We start from the raw sequence: 14,782 nt of genomic DNA on the forward strand, positions 1-14,782 counted from the left end.
GTTTGCAGATCAAATGAGCTTAGGTCTGAAGTACTTGCAGCGCTTGGCGACCTGATCGGCGGCACTGCGTCAATTTCGCGTTGCGACCTGCACAGTTTCATTCGCGGCCAGCGCGCAACTGTCCCTGTGTGCCGCCGGGTGCTCGGCCTAGAATGGCAATTCTCGCCACTGGGCTTCGGGGTCAGCATGCATATTTCATCGGGTCGCTGGGTGTATGGACTGTTCCTGGCGTTGCTGACGGCGCTGCTGTGGGGAATCTTGCCGATCAAACTCAAGCAAGTGCTGGAGGTGATGGACCCGGTGACGGTGACCTGGTTTCGCCTGCTGGTGTCCGGCGGTTGCCTGTTCCTTTATCTGGCGGCGACCAAGCGCCTGCCGAGCCGCCAAGTGCTCGGCCCCAAGGGCGGCTGGCTGGTGCTGATGGCAGTGCTCGGGCTGGTGGGCAACTACGTGCTGTACCTGATGGGTTTAAACCTGCTTAGCCCCGGCACCGCGCAGCTGGTGGTGCAGATGGGCCCGATCATGTTGCTGATCGCCAGTCTGTTTGTGTTCAAGGAGCGTTTCAGCGTGGGGCAGGGCATTGGCCTGCTGGTGCTGCTGATTGGTTTCGGCCTGTTTTTCAATCAGCGCCTGGGTGAATTACTGACTTCTTTGACCGACTACACCGCTGGGGTGTTGATGGTGTTGGCGGCGTCCACGGTCTGGACCTTCTACGCCCTGGGCCAGAAGCAATTGCTGACGGTGTGGAATTCGTTACAGGTGATGATGGTGATCTACCTGTTCTGCGCGCTGCTGCTGACGCCGTGGGTGCATCCGTTGGAAGCGCTGAGCCTGAGCCCGCGGCAAGGCTGGCTGCTGCTGGCGTGCTGCATGAACACGCTGATCGCCTATGGCGCGTTCGCCGAAGCGCTGGCGCATTGGGAGGCTTCGCGGGTCAGTGCGACGCTGGCGATTACGCCGCTGGTGACGTTTGTCGCGGTGGCCGTGGCGGCGTGGGCGTGGCCGGAATATGTGCACGCCGAGACGATCAACGGTCTGGGCTATGGCGGGGCGGTGTTGGTGGTGCTGGGGTCGGCGCTGGTGGCGTTGGGGCCGTCGTTGATGGCGGGGCTTCGGGCGCGGCGGTTGCGGATGGCGTGACGATGATCGTTCCCACGCTCTGCGTGGGAATGCGGCCCGGGACGCTCCGCGTCCCTTTCGACGCAGACGCAGAGCGTCCGGTGAGGCATTCCCACGCGGAGCATGGGAACGATCAGTTCAGGGGGATCAGCCTTTGGCGCCCGCTTCCAGCATATTCTCCGGCCGCACCCAGGCATCAAACTGTTCATCGGTCAGATAGCCCAATTGCAGCGCCGCCTCGCGCAAGGTCAGCCCCTCGCTGTAAGCCTTCTTGGCAATCTCCGCCGACTTGTCATACCCAATGTGCGGGTTCAACGCGGTCACCAGCATCAAGCCGCGCTCCAGGTGTTCCGCCATTTTCTCGGCATCCGGTTCCAGCCCGGCGATGCAATGCTGCTGGAAGTTGCTGCAACCATCGGCCAGCAGACGGATCGATTGCAGCAGGTTGTGGATGATCACCGGTTTGAACACGTTCAATTGCAGGTGACCCTGGCTCGCGGCAAAACCGATCGCGACGTCGTTGCCCAGCACCTGGCACGCGAGCATCGACAGCGCTTCGCACTGGGTCGGGTTGACCTTGCCCGGCATGATCGAACTGCCCGGCTCGTTGGCCGGCAGCTTCACTTCGGCGAAACCGGCGCGCGGCCCGGAACCGAGCAGACGCAGGTCGTTGGCGATTTTCATCAGGGTCACGGCCAGGGTTTTCAGCGCCCCCGACAGGGTGGTCAGCGGTTCATGACCGGCGAGTGCGGCGAATTTGTTCGGTGCGGTGACGAACGGCAAACCGGACAGCGCCGCCAATTCGGCAGCAATCGCTTCACCAAAGCCGTGGGGTGAGTTCAACCCGGTGCCGACCGCCGTGCCGCCCTGGGCCAGTTCACAAACCTGCGGCAGGGCGCTGCGGATCGCCCGTTCGGCGTAATCCAGCTGCGCGATAAACGCCGACAGTTCCTGGCCGAAGGTGATCGGCGTCGCATCCATCATGTGGGTGCGACCGGTCTTGACCAGCTTCATGTGGCGCGCCGACAGTTCGGCCAAGCCCCCCGACAATTCGCTGATCGCCGGCAGCAAGTTCTGCTGCACCGCCTGGACGGTGGCGATATGCATGGCGGTGGGGAAGCAATCGTTGGAGCTCTGGGAGCGGTTGACGTGGTCGTTGGGGTGCACCGGTGACTTGCCGCCCCGGGCGTTGCCGGCCAGTTCGTTGGCGCGGCCGGCGATCACTTCGTTGACGTTCATGTTGCTCTGGGTGCCACTGCCGGTCTGCCATACCACCAGCGGGAACTGGTCGTCATGGCTGCCGTCGAGCACTTCGTCGGCGGCTTGCTCGATCAGGCGGGCGATGTCGGCAGGCAGGTCGCCATTGCGATCATTGACCCGGGCCGCGGCTTTCTTGATCAGCGCCAGGGCGTGCAGCACCGCCAGGGGCATGCGTTCCTGGCCGATGGCGAAGTTGATCAGCGAACGTTGGGTCTGCGCGCCCCAGTAGGCTTCATCCGGGACGTTCACTTCACCAAGGCTGTCGGTTTCGATACGGCTCATCGCTCACACTCCTGTAGGTCTGATTGCGCAGTTTAGGCCGTGATCGTCGGCCGTGGTTCCATCAGTCTGTTTTTTGACCATTCAACCCCTCTAATTCAGGCCCGACAAGGCTTGGGGTTGAGTGACACACTTTTTTAGGTGCAGAATGGTCGCCCTTGGGGTAACGACCTCGCCTGCTAGAAAAGGAAACTCGATGACTCGTCTTCGTGCCATCTGTACCGCGGTTGCACTGGTTTGCGCCAGCGGCCCTGTTTTTGCCGATACCGCCAGCCACAACGCCAGTGCCGAAGCTTTCCTGACTCTGGCGCACGCTGACAAATTGGGCACTCCGGTGTACATGCAAGTGCAGCAAATGTTCGCTCAGCGCTTTGAACAGACCAAAGCCCCTGAATCGAAAAAAGCCCTGCTGGAAACCTACCAGGCCAAGGCCAACGCCGCTCTGGACCAAGCCATTGGCTGGAACAAGCTGAAGCCGGACATGGTCAAGCTCTACACCACCAACTTCAGCGAATCCGAGCTCAAGGACCTGGTTGCGTTCTACCAGTCGCCACTGGGTAAAAAAGTCCTGGAAAAAATGCCGCAGCTGACTCAGCAATCGGCCCAGATGACCCAGGCCAAGCTCGAAAGCGCGGTACCTGTGGTCAACAAACTGCTGGCTGACATGACTGCCGAGCTGGAGCCTAAAGGCGCCGCTGCTCCTGCCGTCAAGAAAAAGCCTTAAGCGGAGTCGGGTATGACCATGCAACAACGCATCGAATCGACGCTGGGGCTGTTGCAGCCTGAGCACCTGCAAGTGCTGGATGAAAGCCACATGCACAGCCGTGGGTTGCAAACCCACTTCAAGGCCGTGGTGGTCAGCCAGCAGTTTGAGGGGCTCAATCGCGTCAAGCGCCACCAGAAGGTCTACGGCACCCTGGGTGAGCTGATGGGTGAGTTTCATGCGTTGGCGCTGCATACCTACACGCCAGAAGAATGGGCACAGATGGAGGCGGCTCCGGCCTCACCGACCTGTGCGGGCGGCAGCTCGCATTGATGTGAAGGATTGATGGGCTGTTGTGGCGAGGGAGCTTGCTCCCGCTGGACTGCGAAGCAGTCCCAAAGCCTGCAACAGTGCTCTGTCTGAAAGAGTGCAGTTGCTTGCATTACGACTGCTTCGCAGCCGAGCGGGAGCAAGCTCCCTCGCCACAAAGGCAACTCGCAGTCCTAAAACCACACAGTTTTTGCTAGAATCCGCAACGCGCCGCTTACCCGGCGCGTTTTTTTTCGCATCCGGTTCACCCCTTACGAGGGTAGCCACCTGGAGAATCACCCATGACACAACAAATTGTTGTGGCGGCACTGTATAAGTTCGTCACCCTGGAAAACTACGTCGACATGCGCGAGCCATTGCTGCAAGCGATGGTCGACAACGGCATCAAAGGCACCCTGTTGATCGCTGAAGAAGGCATCAATGGCACCGTCTCCGGCAGCCGCGAAGGCATCGACGGGCTGATGGCCTGGCTCAAGAACGACCCGCGCATGGACGACATCGACCACAAAGAGTCGTACTGCGACGATCAGCCGTTCTACCGCACCAAAGTCAAACTCAAGAAAGAAATCGTCACCCTCGGCGTTGAGGGCGTAGACCCGAACAAAGCCGTCGGCACCTACGTCGATCCAGAGAACTGGAACGCGCTGATCAGCGACCCGGAAGTCCTGTTGATCGACACCCGCAACGACTACGAAGTGGCAATTGGCACCTTCGAAGGCGCCATCGATCCGAAAACCACCAGTTTTCGCGAATTCCCCGACTACATCAAAGAACACTTCGACCCGGCCGTGCACAAGAAAGTCGCGATGTTCTGCACCGGTGGCATTCGTTGTGAGAAGGCTTCGAGCTATATGCTCAGCCAGGGTTTCGACGAGGTCTATCACCTCAAGGGCGGGATTCTGAAGTACCTCGAAGAGGTGCCGCAGGAAGAAACCAAGTGGCAGGGCGACTGCTTCGTGTTCGACAACCGTGTGACCGTGCGCCACGACCTCAGCGAAGGCGACTACGATCAATGTCATGCCTGTCGTACACCGGTCAGCGTCGAAGACCGCGCGTCCGAGCACTATGTGGCTGGCATCAGTTGCCCGCATTGCTGGGATAAGCTGAGCGAGAAAACCCGTCGCAGCGCCATCGATCGGCAGAAACAGATCGAATTGGCCAAGGCGCGCAACCTGCCGCACCCGATTGGTTACAACTACAAGCAAACCCCTGCCGAGGCTTGAAATCCATGTCTGCTCGCCTGCTCTATGTGATGGACCCGATGTGTTCCTGGTGCTGGGGCTTCGCGCCAGTGGCTGAAGCGCTGGTCGAGCAGGCACAGGCAGCGGGCGTGGAGTTGCATCTGGTGGTGGGCGGCTTGCGCACCGGCAGTGGCGCGGCATTGGAGCCGACCACCCGGCGCTACATTCTTGAGCACTGGCAGGCGGTCACCGAGGCCACCGGCCAGCCGTTCAGGCGCGAAGGCGCGTTGCCCGACGGTTTTGTCTACGACACCGAGCCCGCGTGCCGGGCCCTGGTCACGGCGCGCAGCCTGGCGCCGGATTGTGCGTGGAAGCTGATGGGGCTGATTCAACACGCGTTCTACGCCGAGGGTCGCGATGTCACCCACGCCAGCGTGCTGGTGGAGTTGGCAGAGCAGGCCGGTTTGCCCCGCATCGAGTTCGCCGCCGCGTTTGACCGCGCCGATCAGCACGCCGCCACCGCGGCCGATTTCACCTGGGTCCAGGACCTGGGCATTGCCGGGTTCCCGACCTTGCTGGCCGAACGCGATGGTCAACTGGCGTTGCTGACCAACGGCTATCAACCCTTGAGTGAACTGTCACCGCTGCTCGGCCGCTGGCTGGAGCGCGCTGCCTGTGCATGATCAGCTCGATGAAGTACCCGTAGCCCCGCGTGTCGATCGACTGAGCTGGGCAGAAATCCGCCGCTTGGCCCTGCATCACAAGAAATCCCTGTGGATCGCCAACGGCGTGGCCGTGCTGGCGACCTTGTGCAGTGTGCCCATTCCTTTGCTTTTGCCATTGCTGGTGGACGAAGTGCTGCTGGGCCACGGCGATTCCGCGCTGAAAATCATGAACCACGCATTGCCGGATGCCTGGCAGAAAGCCGCCGGCTACATCGGCCTGATGCTGCTGGTGACCTTTGTCCTGCGCTGTGGCGCGCTGCTGTTCAACGTGGTGCAGGCCAAGTTGTTCGCGGCGCTGGCCAAGGACATCGTCTATCGCATCCGCGTGCGCCTGATCGAACGGCTCAAGCGCATCTCCCTGGGCGAATACGAAAGCCTGGGCAGCGGCACGGTGACCACGCACCTGGTCACCGACCTCGATACCCTCGACAAATTCGTCGGCGAAACCCTCAGCCGTTTCCTCGTGGCCATGCTGACCCTGGTCGGCACCGCGAGCATCCTGATCTGGATGCACTGGAAGCTGGCGCTGCTGATCATGCTGTTCAACCCGCTGGTGATCTACGCCACGGTGCAGTTGGGCAAACGGGTCAAGCATCTGAAGAAACTGGAGAACGACAGCACCTCGCGCTTCACTCAGGCGTTGACCGAAACCCTGGATTCGATCCAGGAAGTGCGCGCCGGCAATCGCCAGGGCTTCTTCCTCGGCCGTCTCGGCCAACGGGCCCGGGAAGTGCGGGATTACGCGGTCAACTCGCAATGGAAAACCGACGCCTCGAACCGCGCCAGCGGCTTGCTGTTCCAGTTCGGCATCGATATTTTTCGCGCCGCGGCCATGCTTACGGTGCTGTTTTCCGACCTGTCCATTGGCCAGATGCTCGCGGTGTTCAGCTACCTGTGGTTCATGATCGGGCCGGTCGAGCAGTTGCTGAACCTTCAATATGCCTACTATGCCGCCGGTGGCGCGCTGTCGCGGATCAACGAATTGCTGGCCCGCGCCGACGAGCCGCAATACCCCGGCGGCACCGATCCGTTCCAGGGTCGTAACACCGTGGGCATCGACGTGCAGGGCTTGAGTTTCAGCTACGGCGATGATCTGGTGCTGGACCAGATGAACCTGACCATCGCCCCCGGCGAAAAAGTCGCGATTGTCGGTGCCAGCGGTGGCGGCAAAAGCACCCTGGTGCAGTTGCTGCTGGGCTTGTACACGCCGCTGGCCGGGACCATTCGTTTCGGCGGGGCGACGCAACAGGAGATCGGCCTGGAAACGGTTCGGGAAAATGTCGCGGTGGTGCTGCAGCATCCGGCGTTGTTCAACGACACCGTGCGCGCCAACCTGACCATGGGCCGCGAGCGTAGCGACGAAGCGTGCTGGCAGGCCCTGGAGATCGCTCAGCTCGACGGCACCGTTCGCGCCTTGCCCCAGGGCCTGGACAGTGTCGTCGGCCGTTCCGGTGTGCGTTTGTCCGGAGGCCAGCGCCAACGCCTGGCCATCGCCCGGATGGTCCTGGCCCAACCGAAAGTGGTGATCCTCGACGAGGCCACCTCGGCGCTGGACGCCGCCACCGAATACAACCTGCATGAAGCGTTGGCGCGGTTCCTCAGCGAGCGCACCACGCTGATCATTGCCCACCGATTGTCGGCCGTGAAGCAGGCCGACCGGGTGCTGGTGTTCGATGGCGGGCGCATCGCCGAGGATGGCGACCATCAGCAACTGATTGCCGATGGTGGGTTGTATGCCAAGCTTTATGGGCATTTGCAGCAGCTTTAATCAGTTCCACAACACCTGCAAGGCCTCCGCGCCGCCGTCATGCCCGAACTCTTTCATGACCACAGAGCATGACTCGCAGGGACGCATTGTGGTGGCGACCTCGACCGAATGGATTTCCGATAAATCCGGGTATTTTTCACGTATGACGTTGATCAATTTGCTCTCGCTATCCAGCGATGTCGGGCGGGCGGTCATCGCCGGCTGGTAATTGTTCACATCCTTGATCGTCAACGGCACGGCCAGCAACTTTCCGCTGTCCGTCACCTCCAGCGAGGTCTTGGTAAAGGTTTGGCTGTAGTCGATGTTGATGTACGTCGTTTTGCCGATATCGACAGAGTGGGCGCCTAAATGCCGGAATATCGGCAAATGCCTGGTGGAGCCGTGGGCGCCGGAAACGCTGACATAGATTTCCCGCTTGCCTTTTACCGTCGTAACGTCGGCGTAGGCAATGTTCCTGGCATTGAATGGGCGTTCACGTCGTGGCAACAAGTTCTGCAGTTTTTGCATCGAATCGTTGATCCGCAGGGCGGAATTGGCATTCTTCGGCGGGATGGTCGGTGACAGGAACAGCGTGTCGAAGATTTCCGCAGTCCTCAAGCGAAAGGCCTCGGGCGCCTCTGTGCTGCGAGACCAGGTTGTCGCACCTTCCTGCAATTTACTAACGATCATGCGTGTCGAGTGATCGAACAGCAGTGCTTCACCCGGGCTGGTGTCGACTTTCAACCAGTTGAGGGTCTCGGGTGGCCTGGCGTGACTACCGATAGGGATGGCGATTTCTTCCATGGTTTTCAAGGCGCGTTCAACGGCGCCAACGCCATGGATTCGCACCATATTGTTGGCATTCAGGGAACCGGTGTAGACCGTTTTCAGTTCGGCATTCAGCTCCTTGGTCAGTGTTTCGGCTTTTTTGAAGGTCAGGAGCTCATCGGCCTTTTGCCCCTTGAGGCGCTCGGCAACATAAAAGTTGCCGGCATTGAGGCGCATATAAATGTAGTGCCTGGCTTCGTCCATGGATTCGACGAGGATGGCGCCGACTCTCAGGTAATCCATGAGCGGTTGGCCCGGTACGGGCAAGCTGACTTTGACCCGGCCGTAGATCCCTTTCTGGAACTCCAGGGTGGCATCGAGGCTCGCGTGCCTGGCGATGTCAGCGGCGCGCATTGACGCCTGCTTGGTAGCCGGGGTGTAGATAATGTCGCCGAACCAGGGTGCCCATCCCTTGCTTTCATCGTAACTGCCGAGGCTCGGGGTAGGAGCCGGGTCGCGAGTGACGTAGCCGGTCTCGCAGACCTCTGAACCTGGCGCGCGACTCAATCGGCAAGGAATGGCCTTGAACGGGATGTCATCGATCAGGTCGGCGCGCCGCAGCGTATCGCCGTCCAGCCTGTACGGCACCTCGTCGAGAAACATCGTGGTACGGCCATCGACTTCCAGTACTTCGCGCACATGTGTGTGTTCAGGGACCTCAACGAAGGCGTGGTTGTCGATTTCGCCAAGGGAATCGAAGCGCGATCGCCCCGGTGAAAGTTCGCCGGATTTGGTTGCTAGCGTTGGACCAAACAATTTGGACGAAAGCGGATCGATCAGGCGATAGTCGGACTTGCCAGCGGTTGCCAGATTGCGGACCAGTACATCGTCAACGCCGTTTACCCGGGCTAATTCCTCACCGTCCACCAGAGACTTCCAGTGACCGACATCGCCCACTTGGGGGTGGCTGCGCACGAAGTTGTAGCGACCGGCTCGGCCCAGCAGCTCCATCAGCCTGAAGCGGCCGGCCCGGCGTATTTTCACCATGGCAGCGCCCAATCCGGTCAGCAGGGACAGGGGACCATCGGCCGGGTTCAAGGCTCCGGCCATCGACATCACCAGTTCCATCGTCAGTAATTTGAACGACGGCAGCGTGGCGCGCAGGGTCAACCGGCTTGCACGGGTGACCAGTCGCATGGAGCCCGAGGCAAACCTTCCGACCGGCACCGCAAATGAAATGACATCGGTGAACAGGCCGAACGCGCCGTGGATCAAGCGTGTCCTGTCGCCTGATTCCAGGTCTTCGATGCTGGTCCAGAACGGGACCAGGGTCTTCGTCAGGGCGACGACGCTTTCGTACCAGGCGGTGTCGCGATCAAATTGGGTCTGGCCATAGGCAGCGGTGCGAAGTGCTTTCGGATCTACAAACAGCAGCCGGGTCGCGATGGCGTGACTGATTTCTGTAGTGCGCCTTGATGCTAGCGTTTGCACGACGGTGGAAGTTTGCTCCTCCGTGGGAGGGCGAGCGCCGAGGGTGTCGCCCAATGGTTCGATAATGGCCTGGCAACGGGTTTCCTTTTGCGGTGCGCTGCCATTTGAATGAGCGTCCCAATCAAACGGCAGATCCTTATGCCGCAATACCGAGACGGCCACGGTTCCGGCTGCGGAGACACGCCAACGCTCAGTCTTGAGTTCGCCGCCGAACAGTTCCGGCTCGAGTTTTTCGATACGGCGAATGACGCCCGCCCTGGGCAACAGTTCGTAATGGGTGGTCTCGCCCGCATGGGTTGCCCGCAGTATCAAACCATTACGAGCCCTGAGCGGAAAAATGATTTCAGCCGTTTCATTTTGTGCCTCGACGCCGCGCGTTTCCTTTCTCAGGCTATAGAGACTGACCTCGCCGTATTCCAGGGCTCGGCGGTCGGTGTAAGGCAGCGCTGCAATCAGACTGTTGATCAGCGTTTCATAAGCGGTGGTCATGTCCTTCAAATAGAGGTCGAACTCTTTGTCGAACAGTGCTGTTACGTCTGGCATCTTGGCGCGCGGCGACATGACCCAGTACCCGCCATCAGAGAGAACTGAAATCGGCCAGGCGCCCTCGGTTTTTATCGTTCGCTGCTCATTGATCGTGATCCATTGTTTGCTGACGGTGGTGCCATCGGCTTCCGTGACAAACCATGTGTTCTGATCATCAAACTTGCCGGAAGCCAATACGTCGAGGAACGAGTAGTGATCGTAGTCCTTGCCTGGTAGATACGGGACGTCACGAGAAACGGAAATAGGCGGGAAAAGTTTCTTCGCCAGTTTGCGGCCATCCGCGATAAAGGCGTCTTTACCGAAGAGTTTTTCCATTTCCCTTTTAGCAATGGATAGCCGTTCAGGAGGCTCTTCGTTAAGTTGGATGACGGCTTTATTGAGTTGGTCGGTGAACGTGTCCAGTGCCGCCAGCGCTCGCTCAACTTCTATTTGCGTGTACTGGTCGTGCGGTTTTTGCGTAATGACGTCGTAGGTTTGCGCCCAGTCCAATGTTGGCACCAGTCGCGCCAGGCTGATGTATTTCAGGGTTTCAGTCGTGGCTTCTTCGGTCAGCATGATCGGCAGGTTGACCAGTTGCTGGAAGGTCAGCCTCTCCAACGAACGGGGATCGGTGGCCTTGATCAAATTCACGCCAGTGACAAAGTTGATCCAGACGATTGAGCTTCTATAGGCAAGGTCGGCCGCAATGCCCGCGATGCGAAACTCGGTTGGAAATCGCGACAGAAACAACCGGGCGATAACAATCGCCTCTTTTTCCGATGCGGCGCGTTTTGACGTGAGCAAATGGGTTTCAAAATCTGCCCGAATAGCCTGGTAGCTTTTCCCCCAGTTTGAGCGCGCCTGCCAAGCGTAACCGGCAATCTCTTCGGGGTGATCATTGGTCGGCCCGGTCAGCCACAGTTGCAGTGCCTGAGCAATCAACCGGGTTCGAATAGAGTGTGAGGTTTGTTCGCCGATTTCCCCGCCATACCAATCCATGGCTGAAAGCAGGAGAACGCCGAGCTGCTCGGCTTGGGCACTTTGCAGTATTTTCTGAAGATAAACCGTGGGCGTCGCCCGAACTTGCTCAAGGGTGGCGTCAGCCAGAAGGGTATCGGCCAGGTAAGTCAGCGGTGATGTACTTTGATCCGGCAGGAACCGGTTGATGGTGTCGATGATTTCCGCGCGGATGATCCCCGCGTGAATCTTCTGGATGTCGATCTGCGAAGGTTCGGAGGCGTCGCGTCGACGGGCCCGGAAGATGGCGCGATCTTTATCGGTGGGGCGTCTTCTCAGTGCCAGAATGTCAAAGTCGTCCTCCAGTCTCAGATGGTGACTGGCGATTTTTTCTTGCAGGGACTGTATCGCGGCGGGATGTTCCTGCGGGTGTCGTGGCGTCCACGGGGCGAGGCCGTAAAACCCGCACATCCTGCCCAGGCTGACAGTACGGTTAGAGTTGATCTGCCCGCCTAATAACGTGGCGGCCTTTTCGATTTTGGGTTTGAGCGTTTGCCAGCTTGCCTGTTCCGTCAGTTCCAGCGTGACTTTGTAGCCATCGTTACTCCAGCCTCGATAAACATACTGGCCCTCTTCAAGTGTGACGCTCAGGTCGCCCTGCTTGATGCGGTCCTTGGTGCACATGTCTATGTAATCCCGGTCGCGCAACAAGTGCCATAGCGCATTAAGGCCGTCCTCACTCACCCGGTGCAGGGGCGAAAAAGGCCCTATTGGTATTGGATTGAAGAGATGAACCAGATTTGGCGGCTCATTCATGGCCGACAGCATGCGTTCGTAGTCTTCCAGCTGGCCCTTATGTAATTGGGCTTCGGAAGGGTTTGTGGGCGGGAACAGGCCACTGGGCGTGATGGTTTGCATGAGCGTACTTCTCTTGATTGTCGGTCGAGCTGCGCATCGCTTCGGGGCGAGGGCATCGGGCTCGATTACAAGCGATCAAGGGAAAGCTCAGGTGGTACATAGTTATAGCGGTGCAATGACCGTGCTTTTAATCCGATCTGCACTAAAAAACCGTCATTTGTGCAAACTTGTCCACTTGGGAGCCGGTGCCTCCTTGCAGGGACAGGGAACGCCTCCTAGTCTTGCGGGAGTGGTCGGATCTGGATGATGATCAGGCAGTACCTATGCAAGGGACCTCATGAAGCCAAAACGGACTCTCGGAACGCCGCGATTGTTGGGCATCGTCTGGCCGTTTATCGCCGTGGTGCTATTTCAAGCGTTGCTTGGCGGCGTCAGCCTGTACGTGCTGTCGGCCGTTCGCGGCTATGTGGCCGGGGAAAGCCTTTGGTCCAAGGGCCAAAAGGACGCCATCTATTACCTCAACCTCTACGCCGACAGCCGCGACGAGGCGATCTTCCTCAAATACCAGAACGCGATCGCCGTGCCCCAGGGCGGGCATGAATTGCGCCTGGCGCTGGACAAGCAACCGCCGGACCTTGAAGCCGCGCGGGTGGGCATCCTCAAGGGCGGCAACCATCCGGACGATGTGTCCAGCCTGATCTGGCTGTACCTGAACTTCCGGCACTTCAGTTACCTGGAAAAAGCCATTGATCTCTGGACGGTGGGTGACTCTTATCTGGTGCGTCTGGATGACGTCGCCCGAGAGATGCACCAGGGCGTCGTCGACAATCAGGCCAGCTCGGCCGATATCAAACGCTGGAAGGATCAGATCTTTGCAATCAACGACGGTGTAACCCCGGCCGCCAAGGCGTTCAGCGATGCGTTGGGCGAGGGCTCGCGGGTGATTCTGCGCCTGCTGCTGGTGACCAACCTGGCCACCGCGCTGGGGTTGATCGTGCTGGCGTTGATGCGTACCCATAAGCTGCTCAAGCAGCGGCATGCCTTTGCTGAAGCCCTGCAACTGGAGAAGGACCGGGCGCAGATCACTTTGCAGTCGATTGGCGATGGTGTGATTACCACGGACGTCGAAGGGGCGATTGCCTACATGAACCCGGCCGCCGAGGCCATGACCCACTGGAAAGCCGAGCAGGCCACCGGGTTGCCGCTGGCAGCGCTGTTCAATCTGCTGGACGAGAACGCCCAGGCCGACGGCTTTACCTTGATCGAGCACATCTTGAGCGGCCAGCTCAGTGGCGGCAGCGAACACTCCAAGCTGATCCAGCGCCTGGATGGCAGCACGGTGTCGGTGACCCTGGTCGGCGCGCCGATCCGCAACGCCGGCAAAGTCAGCGGCACAGTGCTGGTGCTGCATGACATGACCCAGGAGCGGCAATACATCGCCAACCTCTCCTGGCAGGCTACCCACGATGCCTTGACCGGCCTGGCCAACCGCCGCGAGTTCGAATATCGCCTGGAGCAGGCGTTGCACAACCTGACGCGCCAGCCGGGGCGTCATGCCTTGATGTTCCTCGACCTCGACCAGTTCAAACTGGTCAACGACACCTGTGGCCATGCGGCGGGCGATGAGTTGCTGCGGCATATCTGCGCGTTGCTGCAATCCGGCTTGCGCGAAGGTGACACCCTGGCCCGGCTGGGCGGCGACGAGTTCGGCATCCTGTTGGAGAACTGTGCACCGGAACATGCGGAAAAAATCGCCGAAGTGCTGCGCCAGACCGTGCAGAACCTGCATTTCGTCTGGAAGGGCCGGCCGTTCCTGACCACCGTAAGTATTGGTCTGGTGCATGTCGCGCAAACCCCGACCACCCTCGAAACCTCGCTGCGTGCCGCCGATATGGCCTGCTACATGGCCAAGGAAAAGGGTCGCAACCGGGTGCAGGTCTACCATGCCGACGATTCGGAGTTGTCCCTGCGTTTCGGCGAAATGGCCTGGGTCCAGCGTTTGCACATGGCACTGGAGGAAAACCGCTTCTGCCTGTACTCGCAGGAAATCGCGCCGCTGGGGCATGTCGAACAGGGCGGGCACATCGAAATACTGCTGCGTCTGCACGACGAGGCCGGACGAATGATTTTGCCCGACAGTTTCATCCCGGCCGCAGAGCGTTATGGCTTGATGACGTCGCTGGATCGCTGGGTTGTAGAGAATGTATTCAAGATCATTGCCCAATGTATTGCCGAACAACGCAAAGGTCCGTTGGCCATGTGTGCGATTAATCTTTCAGGCATTACTATCGGAGATGAGGCGTTCCTGGACTTCTTGCGTGAACAGTTTGTTACTTACGCTATTCCTCCTGAAATGATTTGTTTTGAAATTACAGAAACCAGCGCTATTTCCAATTTAGGAAGTGCAATCAGATTTATTAATGAACTCAAAGGTTTAGGTTGCCACTTCTCACTTGATGACTTTTGCGCCGGGATGTCCTCGTTCGCGTACTTGAAACATTTACCTGTAGACTTCTTGAAGATCGACGGGAGTTTCGTAAAGGATATGCTGGACGACCCGATTAACCGCGCGATGGTCGAGGTGATAAACCACATCGGCCACGTCATGGGTAAGCGCACCATTGCCGAGTTTGTCGAGACGCCCCAGATCGAGCAGGCATTGCTCGAAATTGGCGTGGATTACGCTCAAGGGTATGTTATTGAACGCCCGCAATTGTTTACCTGCGACAGTTTGCAAAGTCGTCCCGCCAGACCGCAACCGCTGTTATTCAAGGCGCCTGGCACGTTCCGTTGAAATCTCTTGCTGATCCTTACAATCACAAATCAAAAGGAGCCGAAC

Annotated in this window: 9 protein-coding genes; 7 read left to right on the forward strand and 2 right to left on the reverse strand. The window is 59.2% G+C overall.

What is annotated here, in order from left to right; translation table 11 throughout:
- The first annotated feature begins 186 nt into the window (after positions 1–186).
- Positions 187–1,140: a DMT family transporter gene (locus HKK52_RS29495; RefSeq protein ID WP_169373668.1), complete on the forward strand. Its 954-nt coding sequence runs from the start codon at positions 187–189 to the stop codon at positions 1,138–1,140.
- 126 nt (positions 1,141–1,266) lie between these two features.
- Here HKK52_RS29495 and HKK52_RS29500 read toward each other — a convergent pair whose 3' ends face one another.
- The gene (locus HKK52_RS29500; protein ID WP_169373669.1) at positions 1,267–2,661 is read right to left on the reverse strand and encodes a class II fumarate hydratase; all 1,395 of its coding nucleotides are present in this window, start codon (positions 2,659–2,661) and stop codon (positions 1,267–1,269) included.
- Between the two features lie 193 nt (positions 2,662–2,854).
- Here HKK52_RS29500 and HKK52_RS29505 point away from each other — a divergent pair, with 193 nt between their 5' ends.
- From HKK52_RS29505 to HKK52_RS29525, 5 genes are all read left to right on the forward strand, one after another.
- Positions 2,855–3,382 (forward strand): DUF2059 domain-containing protein, encoded by a 528-nt coding sequence (locus HKK52_RS29505; RefSeq protein WP_149660046.1) that lies wholly within the window; start codon positions 2,855–2,857, stop codon positions 3,380–3,382.
- A gap of 12 nt (positions 3,383–3,394) precedes the next feature.
- Positions 3,395–3,694, forward strand: coding sequence for a BolA family protein (locus HKK52_RS29510; protein WP_169373670.1), 300 nt, complete (start codon positions 3,395–3,397; stop codon positions 3,692–3,694).
- 278 nt (positions 3,695–3,972) lie between these two features.
- Entirely contained in the window at positions 3,973–4,914 is a 942-nt protein-coding gene (gene trhO / locus HKK52_RS29515) for an oxygen-dependent tRNA uridine(34) hydroxylase TrhO (RefSeq protein ID WP_169373671.1), read from the forward strand.
- A 38-nt stretch (positions 4,915–4,952) separates the two neighbouring features.
- Positions 4,953–5,555: a DsbA family protein gene (locus HKK52_RS29520; RefSeq protein ID WP_178117508.1), complete on the forward strand. Its 603-nt coding sequence runs from the start codon at positions 4,953–4,955 to the stop codon at positions 5,553–5,555.
- A complete protein-coding gene (locus HKK52_RS29525) occupies positions 5,548–7,365 on the forward strand; it encodes an ABC transporter ATP-binding protein (protein ID WP_169373673.1) in 1,818 nt (605 codons plus the stop codon). The genes HKK52_RS29520 and HKK52_RS29525 overlap by 8 nt, the downstream gene beginning before the upstream one ends.
- Here HKK52_RS29525 and HKK52_RS29530 read toward each other — a convergent pair whose 3' ends face one another.
- On the reverse strand, positions 7,366–12,003 hold the full coding sequence (locus HKK52_RS29530; protein WP_169373674.1) for a hypothetical protein: 4,638 nt from the start codon (positions 12,001–12,003) through the stop codon (positions 7,366–7,368). It lies immediately after the preceding gene.
- A 277-nt stretch (positions 12,004–12,280) separates the two neighbouring features.
- Between HKK52_RS29530 and HKK52_RS29535 the strand changes: the two genes are divergently transcribed.
- A complete protein-coding gene (locus tag HKK52_RS29535) occupies positions 12,281–14,737 on the forward strand; it encodes an EAL domain-containing protein (RefSeq protein ID WP_169373675.1) in 2,457 nt (818 codons plus the stop codon).
- Positions 14,738–14,782 lie beyond the last annotated feature (45 nt).

The sequence above is a fragment of the Pseudomonas sp. ADAK2 genome, from assembly GCF_012935755.1.
Lineage (GTDB): Bacteria > Pseudomonadota > Gammaproteobacteria > Pseudomonadales > Pseudomonadaceae > Aquipseudomonas.